Consider the following 17,910-nt stretch of genomic DNA (forward strand, 5'->3'; position numbering starts at 1 on the left):
AAGGGTTGGGCTGTTCGCCCATTAAAGCGGTACGCGAGCTGGGTTCAGAACGTCGTGAGACAGTTCGGTCCCTATCCGTCGTGGGCGTAGGAAATTTGAGAGGAGCTGTCCTTAGTACGAGAGGACCGGGATGGACGCACCGCTGGTGTACCAGTTGTTCTGCCAAGGGCATAGCTGGGTAGCTATGTGCGGAAGGGATAAGTGCTGAAAGCATCTAAGCATGAAGCCCCCCTCAAGATGAGATTTCCCATAGCGTAAGCTAGTAAGATCCCTGAAAGATGATCAGGTTGATAGGTTCGAGGTGGAAGCATGGTGACATGTGGAGCTGACGAATACTAATAGATCGAGGACTTAACCATATAATATGTAGCAATGTTATCTAGTTTTGAGAGAACATAAAAAACTTATTGACTTTTAAAGTAAATAAGTTATAATAATGATTGTCTCAAAAGAATAATGTCTGGTAATGATGGCAGAGAGGTCACACCCGTTCCCATACCGAACACGGAAGTTAAGCTCTCTAGCGCCGATGGTAGTTGGGACCTTGTCCCTGTGAGAGTAGGACGTTGCCAGGCAATATTATTCCGCAGTAGCTCAGCGGTAGAGCTATCGGCTGTTAACCGATCGGTCGTAGGTTCGATTCCTACCTGCGGAGCCATTGGAGAGCTGTCCGAGTTGGCCGAAGGAGCACGATTGGAAATCGTGTATACGTCACAAGCGTATCAAGGGTTCGAATCCCTTGCTCTCCGCCATAGGATTTATAATATTTGGCCCGTTGGTCAAGTGGTTAAGACACCGCCCTTTCACGGCGGTAACACGGGTTCGAATCCCGTACGGGTCACCACTTTGGAGGATTAGCTCAGCTGGGAGAGCACCTGCCTTACAAGCAGGGGGTCGGCGGTTCGATCCCGTCATCCTCCACCATATAATTTTTATATGAATAGTATTATCGCGGGGTGGAGCAGCACGGTAGCTCGTCGGGCTCATAACCCGAAGGTCGCAGGTTCAAATCCTGTCCCCGCAACCAAATGGTCCCGTGGTGTAGTGGTTAACATGCCTGCCTGTCACGCAGGAGATCGCCGGTTCGACCCCGGTCGGGACCGCCATTTTAATAAGGCTCGGTAGCTCAGTCGGTAGAGCAGAGGACTGAAAATCCTCGTGTCGGCGGTTCGATTCCGTCCCGAGCCACCATTTATTTTAATAAAATATGCCGGCTTAGCTCAATTGGTAGAGCAACTGACTTGTAATCAGTAGGTTGGGGGTTCAAGTCCTCTAGCCGGCACCATGTAAGTTTCGGAGGGGTAGCGAAGTGGCTAAACGCGGCGGACTGTAAATCCGCTCCTTCGGGTTCGGCAGTTCGAATCTGCCCCCCTCCACCATTTACATAGGGGCATAGTTTAAAGGTAGAACTGAGGTCTCCAAAACCTCCAGTGTGGGTTCGATTCCTACTGCCCCTGCCAAATATATATTTACACAACATGGCGGTTGTGGCGAAGTGGTTAACGCACCGGATTGTGGCTCCGGCATTCGTGGGTTCGATTCCCATCAGTCGCCCCATTTTTATTTTAAAAATTACAAATAATCTAATGGATACTTACATATAATTAAGTAAGAATTCGATGGGCTATAGCCAAGCGGTAAGGCAACGGACTTTGACTCCGTCATGCGCTGGTTCGAATCCAGCTAGCCCAGCCATTTTTGCGGAAGTAGTTCAGTGGTAGAATACAACCTTGCCAAGGTTGGGGTCGCGGGTTCGAATCCCGTCTTCCGCTCCAATAAAATTTTATATGGCGGCATAGCCAAGTGGTAAGGCAGAGGTCTGCAAAACCTTTATCACCGGTTCAAATCCGGTTGCCGCCTTTTCTTTTGTGCCGATGTGGCGGAATTGGCAGACGCGCACGACTCAAAATCGTGTTCCTTCGGGAGTGTCGGTTCGACCCCGACCATCGGTATCATGAACGGCGTAAAAAAGCTCTATACAATTAGTATAGAGCTTTTTTGTTTTCTTTTCATTACATGACAAAATAAGCAGAAAAAATATTGCATATACAATATTCCTTTCGAGCACTCTAGAGAGAATTTCTCCACCCCGGTGACATGAAGTTAAATCCGACACCACCAGTAGATATTAGTACATTATCAACGGTTAAGTTTGTAATTTCTAAAAACTTCTTTTCAAACTCTTCTCTGTTTTACTTATACATAGTTGAGTGGCACGCCCACATATGTGTTGAAGTACTTAACCAGTCCCCTAATTCCTTCAATTCAGGAAACGCCTCAAATTGGATTGTTTCATCTAATTTCATGAATCTTACTTGATAGATAGTTGGGTTTAACTTATCTCCTATTCCTTTAAAAGCATGTGATTTTTTGTCTTTTGAATGTGTCATAATTCTCCCTCCATCTTTTCTTCAAATTATTTCCTATTTTTATTATATAACAATAGAAAGTAATTATGGAAATATTATAGAAATCGGTATCGGCAATATAAAAAGACTCTAACAGAAATGTTAGAGTCTTTTTGTTAAATTATACTATGTGCTTCTAAAATTCGTAATAAACGTAGGAATTCATGTATAATATAACTTGTCGAAAGAACAAAATGATAGTGATTTATATTATGTCTGTAATATGAATCAAAAATGAACTTTTTATATTTCTTTTAAAAATGTGTTGAACACACATTATATTTCATATTAATATTTTTATGTAGATTTAAAACGGGAAAGAGAGTGGAAAGTATGGGCCGTAAATGGAACAATATTAAAGACAAAAAAGCATCAAAAGATGCAAATACAAGCCGTATATACGCGAAATTTGGGCGTGAAATTTATGTGGCAGCAAAACAAGGCGAGCCAGATCCAGAATCAAACCAAGCGCTAAGAGTTGTATTAGAGCGTGCGAAAACATACAATGTTCCAAGAACAATTATTGATCGTGCAGTTGAAAAAGCAAAAGGCGGTTCAGAAGAAAATTATGACGAGCTTCGTTATGAAGGATTCGGACCAAATGGAGCTATGGTTATTGTAGATACACTTACAAATAACGTAAACCGTACTGCAGCAGATGTACGAGCTGCATTTAGCAAAAATAGTGGTAATATGGGTGTGAACGGTTCTGTAGCTTACATGTTTGATGCGACAGCTGTTATCGGCCTTGAAGGTAAAACATCAGATGAAGTTCTTGAAATTTTAATGGAAGCAGATGTAGATGCACGTGACATTCTAGAAGAAGAAGATTCTGTTATCGTGTATGCTGAACCAGATCAATTCCATGCAGTACAATCTGCACTTAAAGGTGCTGGCGTTGAGGAGTTTACAGTTGCAGAATTAACAATGCTTGCACAAAGTGATGTAACACTTCCTGAAGATGCTCAAGCACAATTTGAGAAAATGGTTGATGCATTAGAAGATTTGGAAGATGTTCAACAAGTTTATCACAACGTAGACTTAGGAGAGTAATACGATAGATGACCCTTTTCGCTTAGCGGATAGGGTCTTTTTTATGAAGTTAATTAAGGTGATGAAGTATTAAAGGTATTTTGTTGTAGGTAGTGAATATGATTATAGGGATATATATAATATTCATTATCTCTAGGAGGCTTAATATGGAACATAAGACACCAAAGCATATAGTTGCTGTAGCAGGTTATTTAACAAATGAAAAAAATGAAGTGTTATTAACAAAAGTGCACTGGCGAGCTGATACGTGGGAGTTGCCAGGAGGACAGGTAGAAGAAGGCGAAGCGCTCGATCAAGCTGTCTGTAGGGAAATAAAAGAGGAAACAGGGTTAACGGTGAAGCCTATCGGAATTACAGGGGTTTATTATAATACCTCTATGCATATTCTAGCTGTTGTTTTTAAAGTAGCATATATAAGTGGTGAAATAAAAACTCAACCTGAAGAGATACAAGAGGCTAAATTTGTTGATTTAAATGAAGAGAACATAGATGAGTATATAACGCGTCTTCATATGAAATCCAGAACGCTTGATGCAATGAGAGCAACACATTTTATTCCGTATGAAACGTGGGAAGTACAGCCGTATAATTTAATAGGAAGATTGTAAAGAAAAGAGTAGCCGATTTGAGATACATTCGAATCACTACTCTTTTTTGTATACTGTTTAAGAAAAAGGTCAAAATAATAATAGCACTAGTATTGATTGTTAGAACGTTTGTTCTGTATAATAAATCTATATGTTATATACATTTAGATTACTAGATAGTCAAAAGTATATATATTTGTAGATGATATAATTAAAGTGTAAAGTGAAAATATAATAGTCTTAAGGGTTTCTCTTTTATTGGTTATTCGTGCTTTAACATAACCTATATTCAATATTTCAGATGAATAGTAGATAAAAAAATACTGTGATACAATACTTTTTTATCCCACTATTTGCTGGGCAGTAAGCCTGATTGATGAGGGCTCATTAAAGTTTCACTTTATACCTTACAATGATGTAAGGTACGTGTAAGAGAAATCGATGGGATATTTTTTTACAACAATGTATTCTTAAAGTAAGAGTTATATGCTGTGTGGAAAAGAGGTGTTCAAGATGAAAGAACGAGTATTATCTAGGGTGAACTATCATCAAAAAGTTGCATTAAATCCAATGACTAAACTTTTTTATAAAGCCATTATATTATTATTATTGTTAAGTTGTACGTTATTATTCATTGGAAATGTAATGATTGAGAAAAGTGATATTAGTAAATTACATGTACCGGCTAAGTTAGAGGTGCCAGAATCATTAACACATGCATTTATTGCGACAGAAGATAAAAGATTTTATCATCATAACGGTTTAGATTATATAGCAATTATTAGGGCCTCAGTTGAGAATATAAAGGCTGGTGGTGTCGTGCAAGGAGGAAGCACGATTACACAACAGCTATCTAAAAATGCCTTTTTAACAAATGAACGTACATTTTCTCGTAAGTGGAAAGAGATTTTTTATACGAAAAAAATTGAACGCACATTTACGAAGGATGAAATTTTAAAATTATATGTAAGTAATATTTATTATGGAGAAGGAGCGTGGGGAATTGAAAAAGCAGCAAACCTTTACTTCGGTAAAAAGGTGAACCAATTAACGTTGGCTGAAAGTGCAATGATGGCTGCTGTAGTAAAAGCACCTGCTTATTACTCACCTGCCCAAAACTATGATAAAGCAGTAGAGAGACGAAATGTCGTTTTGAGACTAATGGAGAAAGAAGGCTATATAAGCCATGATGAGTATGTTCAAGCAGTTAGTGAGAAATTAGTAATTCGTCATGATATAAAAATAGAGCAGTCGATGTTAAATAGCGCGCGTAAAAAAGCAGTAAGTTAAGAGAAGTTCCTACAGAGGAGCTTCTTTTTTTGAATAAATTGTGACAAATTGTGACACAATATCGTCACAATTATTGTGTTTTTGTAATTTATGTGAGCGTGTTCATTGCGTGACGTATATAAGTGTTGATATTATGTGTATTGTGTACAATGCTGTATACAGAATATGAATTTAAAGAGGAATGTATATGAAATCAAATAAACTCATGGCTCTTGGTATAGTTTTTTCTATCGCAGTATTGATTGTAATTGGAACAATTGCGTATAGCATCATAAATGACAAAAAAGATAAAGGGAATGAGATGTTTGCTTATTCTACGCAACAATCTTTAGGGAAAGATGATGCTCCAGTTAAGGTAGTTGAATTTGGAGACTTTAAATGTCCTGCTTGTCGTACTTGGGATGTAACAGTATTACCTCGATTAAAAGAAGAGTATATTGATAAAGGCAAAGTGCAGTTATATTTTATTAACTTCCCATTTATCGGAAAAGACTCGGATTTAGGTGCAGCAGCTGGTGAAGCAATTTATAAACAAGATAAAGATTCATTCTGGATTTTCTATGATGAGATTTATCAAAATCAAAAGAAAGATACGGAAGAATGGATTACAGAAGATTTGCTTCTTAGCATTGTGAAAGAAAAACTTCCAAAAGTTGATGTAGAGCAATTTAAGAAAGATTTACACAGTAAAGACATTAAAGAAAAAGTACGTAAAGATTCAGATCGTGCTCAAAAATTAAAAGTTCAAGGTGCTCCTTCTGTATATGTAAACGGAAATCTTGCAAACCCTGATTTCGATAGTATGAAGAAGGCAATTGATAAAGAATTGAAAAAGTGATGAGGTCTCTCATCACTTTTTCGACTTTTTTCGATAAAATTCTTGCCTTTACTTTTTTTACATGCTATACTACTTTACATAAGTTATTCTAATATCTTATATGTAATTCATATTTGCGGGTGTAGTTTAGTGGTAAAACAAGAGCCTTCCAAGCTCTGGTCGAGAGTTCGATTCTCTTCACCCGCTCCAAATTTTATTAAATGTTTTTCTATAAATTGTGATCAACGCAGTGTTTCGTTTCCGAGATAAACGAGGCATTGCGTTTTTTAATGTTTGAAAAACCTAATTACATGCGAAAATAGAAGTAAATAATAGTATTCCAAAAGTGAATTACTAACCAATAGAGTCGTTACATAAGGGATGGATTCATCTGAGGAGGCGATTAAGAGTGGATTTTGAACAATTAAAGCAAGATGTAATTGCGTATAGTAAAACAATTGGCATAGATAAAATAGGCTTTGCGAGTGCTTCTCCTTTTGAGGAATTAAAGCAGCGCTTAATCCAGCAACAACAATTAAATTATCAATCTGGATTTGAAGAGCCTGATATAGAGAAGAGAACGAATCCGCAACTGTTATTACCGGGTGCTAAATCAATTATTGCGATTGCTTTAGCATATCCTTCAAAATTAAAAAATGCACCATTAAGTAAGCGTGGAGAACGCCGTGGGATTTTTTGTCGTGCTTCTTGGGGACAAGATTATCATCTTGTTTTACGAGATCGTTTGCAAAAATTAGAAGCATATTTAATTGAAAAACTTCCGGATATAGAAGTGAAGTCCATGGTTGATACAGGTGAATTAAGTGATCGAGCTGTATCAGAGCGTGCAGGCATTGGATGGAGCGGTAAAAACTGCTCTATTATTACACCTGAATTTGGTTCGTACGTATACTTAGGGGAAATGATTACAAATGTTCCATTCCCGCCAGATAAGCCGATAGAAGATCAATGCGGGGGCTGTACGAAATGTATCGATATTTGTCCTACCGGTGCTTTAATACAGGGGGGACAGTTAGATTCGAAGAAGTGCATTGCGTTTTTAACACAGACGAAAGGATTCCTACCTGAAGAATATCGCGATAAAATAGGAAATCGTATATATGGATGTGATACGTGTCAGACTGTTTGCCCGAAAAACAAAGGAATGGATTTTCATAATCATCCTGAGATGGAGCCGGATCCTGAGCTAGTTAAACCATTATTAACGCCACTTTTAACAATTAGTAATCGTGATTTTAAAGAGAAATATGGGATTATGTCAGGGTCATGGAGAGGGAAAAAGCCACTGCAAAGAAATGCGATTTTAGCATTAGCACATTTTAAAGAAACATCGGCAATTCCTGATTTAATTGGTGTTATGAAAGATGACCCAAGACCAGTACTACGCGGAACGGCAGCATGGGCACTTGGGAAAATTGGCGGAGATGGAGTAGGCGAAGCGATTGAGAAAGCGATGGAACGTGAGAAAGATGAAGAAGTGCTTCATGAAATGAATCGCGGGCTTGAATTGTTAGCACAGAAAAAAGAGTAGATAATATTTCCCTTTTTCATATTGTAATATGGGAGGGAGACAGAATGGTTGTAAAAACGAAGATTGAAAACCAATTACAACAATTTTTAGCATATATAACGGAGAAAAGAACGAATTTGGATGGTATTGCTGAGGATTTACTACAAATGGCACTGAGAAAGAAACAATTGTTTCAAAGACGTAGTGCACATATAGTGAAAGCAACTGCGGATGTTTCTTTCATTAGACAATTAAATAGTAATGACCATCAAGAAATTGATTATCAAATACATTTTAAATATTTAATTAAGCATAAAGAATTATTTTATATTGAAGAGGAACAATTAAAACGAAGAGTTTGTTTAAATAATAGTCGGATTATAGGCGATTATGCTATTGAAGTGTCAGAAGAAATTAGAATGGGTGAGACATTAGAAAGGGAAATTACGAAAGAGAAGTACGGTTCTTATCAGTATAATCGTTTAGAGGCAGTGAAATATGCAGAGCGTTGGTGGGATGACCGAAATCCTATGTATCGTAATTTCCCTGATAATTGTACGAATTTCATTTCTCAATGTCTTCATACTGGAGAAGTACCTATGAGCGGATATCCTAATATTCGTAAAGGATGGTGGCAAAGGGAGAATCAGTGGAGCTGGAGCTGGGCTGTTGCACATTCTTTTTATTGGTATTTGTCAGGTGCTACAACAGGACTTCGAGCAGAGGCGGTAGAGAGGCCAGAAGAACTTATTCTTGGAGATGTCATTGCTTATGATTTCGAGGATGACGGAAGATGGAATCATACGACGATTGTAGTAGCAAAAGATGCAGATGGTATGCCGCTTGTAAATGCACATTCAGCGAATAGCCGTCGACGTTATTGGAACTATGAAGACTCTAGTAAATATACACCACAAATGAAATATAAATTCTTTCATATTATTAATGGGTAGAGATTTTTCGCTCAAGTGGTATAATACGTAGTAGACAAAAAACAGAGGTGAATATCGCGTGGGAGTACATGTTGTTTTATATCAGCCAGAAATTCCAGCAAATACAGGGAATATTGCTCGTACTTGTGCAGCAACTGGAACAGAATTACATTTGATTAGACCGCTTGGATTTTCAACGGATGATAAAATGTTAAAGCGTGCAGGATTAGATTATTGGCAGCACGTAAAAATTACGTACTATGATTCAATTGAAGAATTTTATGAAAAAAATAAAGACGGTGAATTCTTCTATTTAACAAAGTATGGCGAGAAAGCTCATACAGCGTTTGACTATAGCAAGCGCGAGAAGGATTACTATTTTGTATTTGGAAGAGAAACAAACGGCTTACCAGCTAATGTAATCGAAGAAAACTTTGATCATTGTTTACGTATTCCAATGACAGATAAAGTACGTTCATTAAATTTATCTAATACAGCAGCAATTTTAATTTATGAAGCGTTCCGTCAACAAAATTACCCTGGATTAGATTTAGAAATCGTTTATTAAAAGTCGCCATATGGCGACTTTTTTTTATAAAATAAAAATAATATATAATCATACATTTAAAAGAGGAGACATAATCATATAGAATGGGATATATGATTAAAAATAGATAAGACGGGTTGAGATAAATATGAAGGAAGAATATAGTAATCAAAATACCTTTTTAAGTATGATAGATATGGATTTAATTAGACAAGGATTATTACATGCTATTCAAGATTTAGTATTCATATTGAAAGTTATTGATAATGAAACGTTTCAATATATGTATGTGAATAAAATAGGAATGGATTATGCTAGGTTAAGCGAAGAGTGCTATGGAAAAACTTTTGCAGAAGTATTACCAAAAGATATAGCGGGGATATTGCAAAGGCAATATGCAAAAGTAGTGAGAGAAGCGAAAGCACACACCTTTTGTGATGTAGTCAATTTACCAAAAGGTGAGATACATTATGAATCTTCACTTAATCCTGTCTGCGACGAAGAAGGAATATGTCAATTTATTAGTTGTATTACAAGAGATATTACAGCTCAAATTGAGGAGAAGACAGAGATAGAGGAAAAACAAATGTTATTTAAGTCGTTACTGGAATATAATAATGACTCAATTATATCTATAGATTCTATAGGGAGAGTTACATATGCAAATCCGGCAACGTATGAAATATTTGGATACCGGTATGAGGAATTAAATAATAAATTTATTTTTGAATTCATTAATAAAGAATATGAAAAAGATTTTCAAATTATATTTAAGGGATCGATGCAAGGAAAAGCAAAACAAATTGTTTCAAAGAAATATGTTCATAAAGAAGGGTACGAGCTATATATTTCTTTGAGAACTATCCCGATTATTGTGAACGGTGAAATTGTTGGGATTTATATTGTTACGAGAGATGTTACAAGGCAAGTATTAAACGAAATGCGAACAGAATATTTAGCTTACTATGACCAGTTAACGGGATTAATGAATAGAATTTCATGTACAAATAAGTTAAATACTTTTTTAAATGAGAGTGTAAATTTTGCACTTGTATTTATAGATTTAGATGAGTTTCATCGTATTAATGATACATTTGGTCATAAAGAGGGAGATAAAGTATTACAAAAAGTTACAGAATGTTTAAGCAATCTAAAAATAGAAGATATGCACTTATTTAGAGAACACGATGATCAATTTGTTATGTTGATAGAAAATATAACGAAAGAATATGTAGAGGAAATTGCAAAAAGCATACTGAAAAATATTAGTGAATCTTTTGTAATCGAAGAAGAAGATGTATATTTAAGTGCGTCAATTGGAATTGTAATGGTTCCAGCAGATGGAGAAGATGAAAAAATACTATTTCAGAGAGTCGATGCTGCTTTAGAAAAAGCAAAAGAAAAAGGAAAAGGACATTATCATTTTTATTGTAGTGGATTAGACTGTGAGCGTGAACAAAGGTTTATAATAGAAAACCAGTTACATCGTGCTATAGAAAAAAATGAATTTTTCTTATATTATCAGCCACAAATTAATATTGAAACGAAAAAAATAGCTAGTATGGAAGCTTTAATAAGGTGGGAGAATAAGGAATTAGGACTTGTTTCTCCAAACCAATTTATTCCGTTGGCAGAAAGAACAGGCTTTATTATTAAGCTCGATGAATGGGTAGTAAATCAAGTGTGTCAGCAACTGCGCGAATGGTTAAATAAAGGATATGAAGTGGTCCCAATTGCGGTTAATATTTCAGCTAGACACTTTCGTTCTATTACATTAATAGAGATGATTACACGGGCTTTACATAAGTACAATGTACCAGCTCATTTATTAGCGATAGAGGTTACAGAAGGAGCTCTTATACATAAAGATATATCGAAGAGAGTGTTAATACAATTAAAAGAACAAAATTTAAAGATTCATTTAGATGATTTTGGAACAGGCTACTCATCTTTAAGTTATTTAAAAACATATCCAATTGATACTTTAAAAATTGATCGTTCTTTTATGGAGGGTATACATATAGATGAACGTGATACGAATATTACAGCTGCAATTATTCATTTAGCTCATACTTTAGAATTGAATGTAATTGCAGAGGGAGTAGAAAAAAAGGAGCAAATACAGTTTTTGAAAGAAAAGAATGTGAAGCTTGTACAAGGTTATTATTATAGCCGACCAATATCCAAATATGATATGGAAAATATGTATTATAAATAAAAAAATGATGTGCTAAAAGCACATCATTTTTTATGTGTACCTGGTTTGTCGTTGTAACCGGATGTAAAAATAGCTGTAAGAAATGTGAGTGATACACCTAAAATTAATAATAATTTCATACTAATATCCTCCTGACTTTTTTCGGTTCATGAGTTTTATTTATTATCCAAAATGTATGTAAGGTTCTTAGAAGAAAAGAATTTATTTATAATGAATAGCAGTGTAAAAACGTTAATACCTATATTATACAGAATTTTCTTTGAATTTTGGAGAGAATTTTAGCGTGCTATTATATATTTCGTTTTGATTTAAAGAATGTTTAAGGACATCCTAGCATACCTTTTATAATAATCCGATTGAACAAGGAGATGGGGGAGGAGCTATAATGGATATTCTAAAAAAGATTGAACAGCACCGAGAAGCAGAAGAACGTTTACAATGGGAAGGTACGTTTGCGGAGTATTTGGAGCTTGTGAAAGAAAGACCATGGGTGGCTCAAACAGCACACTCTCGCATTTACAATATGATAAAAGATGCTGGAATTGAAGAAGTTGATGGTAGAAGAAAGTATAACTTCTTTAGTAATCAGCTCTTTGGATTAGAGGATGCTCTAGAACGTCTTGTAGAGGAATATTTTCATCCATCTGCAAAACGATTAGATGTTAGAAAAAGAATTTTATTATTAATGGGTCCTGTTAGTGGAGGGAAATCAACGTTAGTTACAATGTTGAAACGAGGATTAGAAACATATTCAAGAACAGATCGCGGAGCAATTTTTGCAATTAAAGGATGCCCAATGCACGAGGATCCACTGCATTTAATTCCACATCATTTACGAGATGATTTCTTTGATGAGTATGGGGTTAGAATTGAAGGGAATTTATCACCACTAAATGTCATGCGTTTAGAGCAAGAATACGGATCAAGAATTGAGGATGTAGTTGTAGAGCGTATTTTCTTCTCTGAAGATCGCCGTACAGGGATTGGTACATTTAGCCCGTCTGATCCAAAATCACAAGATATTGCAGATTTAACAGGTAGTCTGGACTTTTCTACGATTGCAGAATATGGTTCAGAATCAGACCCGCGTGCGTATCGATTTGATGGAGAATTAAATAAGGCAAACCGAGGAATGATGGAGTTCCAAGAGATGTTAAAATGCGATGAGAAGTTTTTATGGCACTTATTATCACTTACGCAAGAAGGGAATTTCAAAGCGGGAAGATTTGCGCTTATTTCAGCAGATGAATTAATTGTAGCGCATACGAATGAAACAGAGTATCGCTCATTTATAGCAAATAAGAAAAATGAAGCATTGCACTCAAGAATTATTGTAATGCCAGTTCCTTATAATTTACGGGTAAGTGAAGAAGAACATATTTATGAAAAAATGATTCGTGAAAGTGATGTATCGAATGTTCACATTGCACCACACACACTTCGCGTTGCAGCAATGTTCACTATTTTAACTCGTTTAAAAGATCCGAAGCGTCCGGATATTGATTTAATTAAAAAGATGCGTTTGTATGATGGAGAAACGGTAGAAGGTTATAATGCGATTGATGTAGAAGAATTACAACGTGAATATCAAGATGAAGGTATGAAAGGTATTGACCCTCGTTATGTCATTAACCGAATTTCGTCTACAATCATTCGAAAAGAGGTACCATCTATTAACGCGTTAGATGTACTTAGATCGCTCAAAGACGGGTTGGATCAGCATCCGTCAATTAGTAATGAAGATCGAGAGCGTTATATGAATTTCATCTCATTAGCGAGAAAAGAATATGATGAAATTGCGAAGAAAGAAGTACAAAAAGCATTCGTGTATTCATATGAAGAATCAGCGAAGACACTTATGGATAATTACTTAGATAACGTTGAAGCATATTGCAATAAATCGAAATTACGTGATCCATTAACAGGTGAAGAAATGAGTCCAGATGAAAAGCTAATGCGCTCAATTGAAGAGCAAATTGGAATTTCAGAAAATGCTAAGAAAGCATTCCGTGAAGAAATTTTAATTCGCATTTCTGCTTATGCGCGTAAAGGAAAACGTTTTGACTATAATTCACATGAACGTCTTCGCGAAGCGATTCAGAAAAAACTATTTGCTGATTTAAAAGATATAGTGAAAATTACAACATCAACGAAAACGCCAGACGAAAATCAGCTTAAGAAAATAAATGATGTTGTTGCACGCTTAATTGATGAGCACGGCTATAATTCTTCATCTGCGAATGAATTATTACGCTATGTAGGTAGTTTGCTAAACCGATAGTTTGATAACAAAACGCTGTCTCTGGTATTTTGCGGGACAGCGTTTTATTATCCGTTCATATGTGTATAAAGTGTCATACCTTGTCCAAATATAATAAATTAAGATGCAATTTTATGAATTTATTGTCAATTATTTTTACAATATGCATATGATAGAGTAACCAACCATTCATACGAAAAAAGCCAACACAATACAATATGTTGCAAAGTAAAAATGTGTGCAACAATGCATTGTGTTTCTTTCTTATCAGTGGCTGAATATTTCTTTCTATTATGTGAGTGGCAAAATTTTGTTTAGGATGCTCGGGGTATTGTATGAAAAACGTTATAAATGTTTATGGGATGATTTTCTGTGGGCAGTTACCTTTCAAACATTCTAGCTTGCACATTACAGAACAAAATTTATAGATTGCTGTTCATACAGGAAGACAATTACAGTAAGGAGGGAAAGGAATGGGCGAAGAAAATCAACCAAATTATACGATTTCACAGGAAAACTGGTCCCTCCATCGCAAAGGATATGACGACCAACAGCGCCATCAAGAAAAAGTACAAGAGGCAATTAAAAATAATTTACCCGATCTTGTAACAGAAGAAAGTATAGTTATGTCTAATGGCAAGGATGTTGTAAAAATACCAATTCGTTCTCTAGATGAATATAAGATTAGATACAATTATGATAAAAATAAACATGTTGGGCAAGGAAACGGTGACAGCAAAGTTGGTGATGTCGTTGCGAGAGATGGATCAGGTGGTCAAAAACAAAAAGGGCCAGGAAAAGGGCAAGGAGCAGGAGATGCAGCTGGGGAAGATTACTATGAAGCTGAAGTCTCTATTTTAGAATTAGAGCAAGCGTTTTTCAGAGAGTTAGAACTGCCTAATTTAAAGAGAAAAGAAATGGATGAAAACCGGATTGAACATGTTGAATTTAATGACATTAGAAAAACAGGATTATGGGGAAATATCGATAAGAAACGAACAATGATATCGGCATATAAACGAAATGCAATGAGTGGTAAAGCATCTTTTCATCCGATTCACCAAGAAGACTTAAAGTTCCGCACTTGGAATGAAGTATTAAAGCCAGATTCAAAAGCTGTTGTATTAGCGATGATGGATACGAGTGGATCGATGGGAATATGGGAGAAATATATGGCACGTAGCTTCTTTTTCTGGATGACGCGATTTCTAAGAACGAAGTATGAAACAGTAGATATTGAATTTATTGCCCATCATACGGAGGCAAAAGTAGTTCTAGAGGAAGAGTTTTTCTCAAAAGGAGAAAGTGGCGGAACGATATGTTCTTCTGTATACAAAAAAGCACTCGAGCTAATCGATAATAAATATTCACCAGACCGCTATAATATTTATCCATTCCATTTTTCAGACGGTGATAATTTAACATCAGATAATGCTAGATGTGTAAAGCTTGTTGAAGAGCTAATGAAGAAGTGTAATATGTTTGGGTATGGGGAAGTGAACCAGTATAACCGCCACAGTACACTCATGTCAGCCTATAAAAATATTAAAGATGAAAATTTTAGATACTATATTTTAAAGCAGAAAGCAGACGTGTTTCATGCGATGAAAAGCTTTTTTAGAGAAGAATCAGGTGAGAAAATGGCATAACCTCTTTTAAAGAGGTTCTTTTTTTTGTAAACTTTTTATTTCTCTAGTTGACAATGATAATGAAAATCATTATCATTTATTCGAGAAATGATTACATTTCGAATTATATATTTCGGAGGAGATGTAAAGTTGAAACAAAATAAAAGAAAACGTATAAATGCAATGATTATAGCGGCGGCGTTATCACTTCCGTTTGCTGTATATTCGACACCTGCTTTAGCAGCAGTAGCAATTGAGGCGAATAAAACTGGACAAGGTTTAGAAGATGGTACATATGATGCTGTTATTAAAGCTTATAAAGATAAAACGAATGAAGAGTCTATGGCAGCTGTTTATATAAAGGATCCGAAATTAACAATTGAGAATGGAAAGAAAATTGTAACAGCAACGTTAAGTGATAGTGATTTCTTTCAATACTTGAAAACAGAGGATATTCATACTCCAGGTGTGTTTCATGATGTGAAAGTAATATCAGAAGATAAAAAGAAAAATGGAACGAAAGTGATTCAGTTTGAAGTAGGGGAATTAGGAAAAAGGTATAATATGCGAATGCATATTTATATTCCAACGATGGCCTATGACAATAAGTACCAAGTACAGTTTGAAGTAAATACATTGAATTTAGATAAAGATGTTCCAGAAGCACAAAAGGAAAATAAAGAGGATAAAGTGGATCAACAAGATGCGAATGTAATAGTAGATAAGCAATTACAAAGGCATATTAATAAATATAACTTGAATAGAGAGAATCTAGATAATCCAATAACTAAGGAAGATTTATTAAAAGTTAAATCCTTAATAGTCGTTGAAGCTAAAAATAAAGGAATACAAGACGTAAGTGGTCTAGAATATATGACGAACTTAGAAAACTTAACGTTGGAAGAAGTTAAGTTAAAAAATATAAAATTTATCTCGAACTTGAGACAATTGAAATCATTAAGTATAACCTATGGTGAACTTGAAGATATTGGACCTTTGGCTAAGTTAGAGCATATTGAGTTTTTAACTTTGAGAAACAATAAAATCTCAGATTTAAGCCCATTAAGCCAAATGAAGAAGATTAAAATGCTAGATTTAAATAGTAATTATATAAAAGATATTAAACCATTATTTACAGTGAAATCTTTAAGGACTTTGACTGTGGCAAATAATCAAATTAGTAATGATAACCTTGCTGGAATTGAGCAATTGAAAAATGTAAAAAACTTATCTTTAAGTAACAATGGACTTACGAATATTGAACATATTACATCAATGAAAAAATTAGTAGAGTTAGATCTTGCTAAAAATGAATTAGAAAACATCGAACCTTTATCAAGATTATCTACTGTACAATCACTTAATTTAGAAGAAAACTATATTTCAGATATAACGCCACTTAGTCACTTAACAGACTTATATGATTTAAAGCTAGGTTCAAATGAAATTCGTGATGTTAGACCTGTTCAAGAGCTAGGAAAAAGAATATATATCGATATTCAAAGACAAAAAATCTTTTTAGATAATGTAGAAAAAGATAAGGAAGTTAAAATACCTATCTATAATTTACAAGGAGAGCCACTTGATACTATTCAATTGAAGAGTGAAGATGGGCTCGTTAATAATGGTTCTGTTAAATGGGGGACTACCGGTGAAAAAACATATGAATTTATGTTGGATATAAATCCAGAAGACAATCGTATTAAGTTTAATGGAACAGTAATTCAAAATGTTGTTGAAAGATTAGACGAAATCAAGGAAACAATAAAAGAGAATAATGAACAAAAGGAAAATGTAATTCTCGATAAAAATTTACAACAACATATTAATAAAGAGAATTTAGGTAGAGAGAATTTAAACGCTCCTATAACAAAAGAAGATTTATTACAGATTAAAACAGTAGAGATACTTAAAGAAAAAGGAAAAGAGATAAAAGATATAACAGGTTTAGAGTACATGACGAATTTAGAAAAACTCACTATAGAAGGAGTAGGCCTAAAAAATATAGAGTTTATCTCAAACTTGAAACAATTGAACGATGTAAATGTATCTCATAATCAAATTGAAGATACAACACCGTTATCTTTATTGAAAAATTTGCAATGGTTAAATCTTACAGATAATCGTATTAAAGATGTAACGGTTCTTGGCTCAATGTTAGACTTACTTAGTTTAAAATTAGCTGAAAATGAGATTCGTGATGTAAGGCCATTAATACAATTAGGTCAGTGGGGGACAATTGATGTTAGAAGGCAAAAGGTCATTTTAGATGATGCAGAAATAAATAAAGAAGTGAAAATTCCTGTATATAATTTAGAGGGAGAGCCAATTGAAAAGATTATACTAAAGAGTGAAGGTGGAACGCTTACTGATGAGGGAATCATTTGGCGTACTTTAGGAGAAAAAATATATGAATTTGATTTAGATGCAGATCATTATGAGACTGGCATATTATATAGTGGCATTGTAATGCAGAATATAGTAGAAAAATTAATACCAAAAGAAGAAGTGAAAGAACCGGTAAAAGAAGTTGAAGAAACAAAAGAAGAAGTGAAAGAACCGATAAAAGAAGTTGAAGAAATAAAAGAAGAAGTGAAGGAACCGGTAAAAGAAGTTGAAGAAACAAAAGAAGAAGTGAA

11 protein-coding genes, 16 tRNA genes, 1 rRNA gene, 1 pseudogene and 1 other annotated feature are annotated in these 17,910 nt (G+C 35.0%); of the genes and pseudogenes, 28 read left to right on the top strand and 1 reads right to left on the bottom strand.

The annotated features are described in order from the left end of the window. The first annotated feature begins 85 nt into the window (after window positions 1–85). Window positions 86–347 (top strand) — a sequence feature (23S ribosomal RNA rRNA prediction is too short). A 112-nt stretch (window positions 348–459) separates the two neighbouring features. The 16 genes from rrf to BAQ53_RS02480 all read left to right on the top strand — a co-directional run bounded on the left by rrf (window position 460) and on the right by BAQ53_RS02480 (window position 1,952). Beyond that, window positions 460–575 (top strand): 5S ribosomal RNA (rrf, locus tag BAQ53_RS02405). A gap of 8 nt (window positions 576–583) precedes the next feature. Then, a tRNA-Asn gene (locus BAQ53_RS02410) sits at window positions 584–658 on the top strand. A 2-nt stretch (window positions 659–660) separates the two neighbouring features. Then, window positions 661–752, top strand: a tRNA-Ser gene (locus BAQ53_RS02415). Window positions 753–769: 17 nt separating this feature from the next. Continuing rightward, window positions 770–844, top strand: a tRNA-Glu gene (locus BAQ53_RS02420). Window positions 845–848: 4 nt separating this feature from the next. Further along, window positions 849–924, top strand: a tRNA-Val gene (locus BAQ53_RS02425). A gap of 26 nt (window positions 925–950) precedes the next feature. Continuing rightward, window positions 951–1,027 (top strand) — tRNA-Met (locus BAQ53_RS02430). Between the two features lie 3 nt (window positions 1,028–1,030). After that, a tRNA-Asp gene (locus BAQ53_RS02435) sits at window positions 1,031–1,106 on the top strand. 9 nt (window positions 1,107–1,115) lie between these two features. Further along, window positions 1,116–1,191 (top strand) — tRNA-Phe (locus BAQ53_RS02440). Between the two features lie 18 nt (window positions 1,192–1,209). Next, window positions 1,210–1,285 (top strand) — tRNA-Thr (locus tag BAQ53_RS02445). Between the two features lie 10 nt (window positions 1,286–1,295). Further along, window positions 1,296–1,379: transfer RNA gene (locus tag BAQ53_RS02450), tRNA-Tyr, on the top strand. 7 nt (window positions 1,380–1,386) lie between these two features. Then, window positions 1,387–1,460: transfer RNA gene (locus tag BAQ53_RS02455), tRNA-Trp, on the top strand. A gap of 21 nt (window positions 1,461–1,481) precedes the next feature. Beyond that, a tRNA-His gene (locus BAQ53_RS02460) sits at window positions 1,482–1,557 on the top strand. 63 nt (window positions 1,558–1,620) lie between these two features. After that, window positions 1,621–1,695: transfer RNA gene (locus BAQ53_RS02465), tRNA-Gln, on the top strand. Between the two features lie 5 nt (window positions 1,696–1,700). Then, window positions 1,701–1,775: transfer RNA gene (locus BAQ53_RS02470), tRNA-Gly, on the top strand. Window positions 1,776–1,789: 14 nt separating this feature from the next. After that, window positions 1,790–1,860: transfer RNA gene (locus BAQ53_RS02475), tRNA-Cys, on the top strand. 10 nt (window positions 1,861–1,870) lie between these two features. Continuing rightward, window positions 1,871–1,952, top strand: a tRNA-Leu gene (locus tag BAQ53_RS02480). 117 nt (window positions 1,953–2,069) lie between these two features. Here BAQ53_RS02480 and BAQ53_RS02485 read toward each other — a convergent pair. Then, window positions 2,070–2,390: pseudogene (locus BAQ53_RS02485) on the bottom strand (DUF3884 family protein). Between the two features lie 351 nt (window positions 2,391–2,741). Between BAQ53_RS02485 and BAQ53_RS02490 the strand changes: the two are divergent. The 12 genes from BAQ53_RS02490 to BAQ53_RS02545 all read left to right on the top strand — a co-directional run. Continuing rightward, a complete protein-coding gene (locus tag BAQ53_RS02490) occupies window positions 2,742–3,461 on the top strand; it encodes a YebC/PmpR family DNA-binding transcriptional regulator (protein WP_000532952.1) in 720 nt (239 codons plus the stop codon). A gap of 146 nt (window positions 3,462–3,607) precedes the next feature. Further along, the gene (locus BAQ53_RS02495; RefSeq protein WP_208906459.1) at window positions 3,608–4,069 is read left to right on the top strand and encodes an NUDIX hydrolase; all 462 of its coding nucleotides are present in this window, start codon (window positions 3,608–3,610) and stop codon (window positions 4,067–4,069) included. A 492-nt stretch (window positions 4,070–4,561) separates the two neighbouring features. Next, window positions 4,562–5,338: a transglycosylase domain-containing protein gene (locus tag BAQ53_RS02500; protein ID WP_000664715.1), complete on the top strand. Its 777-nt coding sequence runs from the start codon at window positions 4,562–4,564 to the stop codon at window positions 5,336–5,338. A 187-nt stretch (window positions 5,339–5,525) separates the two neighbouring features. Next, window positions 5,526–6,176 (top strand): DsbA family protein, encoded by a 651-nt coding sequence (locus BAQ53_RS02505; protein WP_000841306.1) that lies wholly within the window; start codon window positions 5,526–5,528, stop codon window positions 6,174–6,176. Between the two features lie 115 nt (window positions 6,177–6,291). After that, window positions 6,292–6,365 (top strand) — tRNA-Gly (locus BAQ53_RS02510). A 199-nt stretch (window positions 6,366–6,564) separates the two neighbouring features. Next, a complete protein-coding gene (gene queG / locus BAQ53_RS02515) occupies window positions 6,565–7,707 on the top strand; it encodes a tRNA epoxyqueuosine(34) reductase QueG (RefSeq protein WP_000345216.1) in 1,143 nt (380 codons plus the stop codon). Between the two features lie 44 nt (window positions 7,708–7,751). Then, complete coding sequence (locus BAQ53_RS02520) at window positions 7,752–8,639, top strand: amidase domain-containing protein (RefSeq protein ID WP_208906460.1); 888 nt, start codon at window positions 7,752–7,754, stop codon at window positions 8,637–8,639. 58 nt (window positions 8,640–8,697) lie between these two features. Next, window positions 8,698–9,186, top strand: coding sequence for a tRNA (uridine(34)/cytosine(34)/5-carboxymethylaminomethyluridine(34)-2'-O)-methyltransferase TrmL (trmL, locus tag BAQ53_RS02525; RefSeq protein WP_000538147.1), 489 nt, complete (start codon window positions 8,698–8,700; stop codon window positions 9,184–9,186). Window positions 9,187–9,313: 127 nt separating this feature from the next. After that, complete coding sequence (locus BAQ53_RS02530; RefSeq protein ID WP_208906461.1) at window positions 9,314–11,383, top strand: sensor domain-containing protein; 2,070 nt, start codon at window positions 9,314–9,316, stop codon at window positions 11,381–11,383. A 385-nt stretch (window positions 11,384–11,768) separates the two neighbouring features. Then, window positions 11,769–13,664, top strand: coding sequence for a PrkA family serine protein kinase (locus tag BAQ53_RS02535; RefSeq protein ID WP_000353281.1), 1,896 nt, complete (start codon window positions 11,769–11,771; stop codon window positions 13,662–13,664). A 452-nt stretch (window positions 13,665–14,116) separates the two neighbouring features. Further along, window positions 14,117–15,292, top strand: coding sequence for a sporulation protein YhbH (gene yhbH / locus BAQ53_RS02540; RefSeq protein WP_208906462.1), 1,176 nt, complete (start codon window positions 14,117–14,119; stop codon window positions 15,290–15,292). A 129-nt stretch (window positions 15,293–15,421) separates the two neighbouring features. Next, a partial coding sequence (locus BAQ53_RS02545) for an NEAT domain-containing protein (RefSeq protein WP_244161466.1) occupies window positions 15,422–17,910 on the top strand: 2,489 nt, incomplete at its 3' end.

The organism is Bacillus sp. B25(2016b) (assembly GCF_001679765.1).
GTDB lineage: Bacteria > Bacillota > Bacilli > Bacillales > Bacillaceae_G > Bacillus_A > Bacillus_A thuringiensis_K.

Coding starts and splice junctions, on each gene's coding strand:
- BAQ53_RS02490 (WP_000532952.1), top strand. CDS start 2,742: ATGGGCCGTAAATGGAACAATATTAAAGACAAAAAAGCATCAAAAGAT.
- BAQ53_RS02495 (WP_208906459.1), top strand. CDS start 3,608: ATGGAACATAAGACACCAAAGCATATAGTTGCTGTAGCAGGTTATTTA.
- BAQ53_RS02500 (WP_000664715.1), top strand. CDS start 4,562: ATGAAAGAACGAGTATTATCTAGGGTGAACTATCATCAAAAAGTTGCA.
- BAQ53_RS02505 (WP_000841306.1), top strand. CDS start 5,526: ATGAAATCAAATAAACTCATGGCTCTTGGTATAGTTTTTTCTATCGCA.
- BAQ53_RS02520 (WP_208906460.1), top strand. CDS start 7,752: ATGGTTGTAAAAACGAAGATTGAAAACCAATTACAACAATTTTTAGCA.
- BAQ53_RS02530 (WP_208906461.1), top strand. CDS start 9,314: ATGAAGGAAGAATATAGTAATCAAAATACCTTTTTAAGTATGATAGAT.
- BAQ53_RS02535 (WP_000353281.1), top strand. CDS start 11,769: ATGGATATTCTAAAAAAGATTGAACAGCACCGAGAAGCAGAAGAACGT.
- yhbH (WP_208906462.1), top strand. CDS start 14,117: ATGGGCGAAGAAAATCAACCAAATTATACGATTTCACAGGAAAACTGG.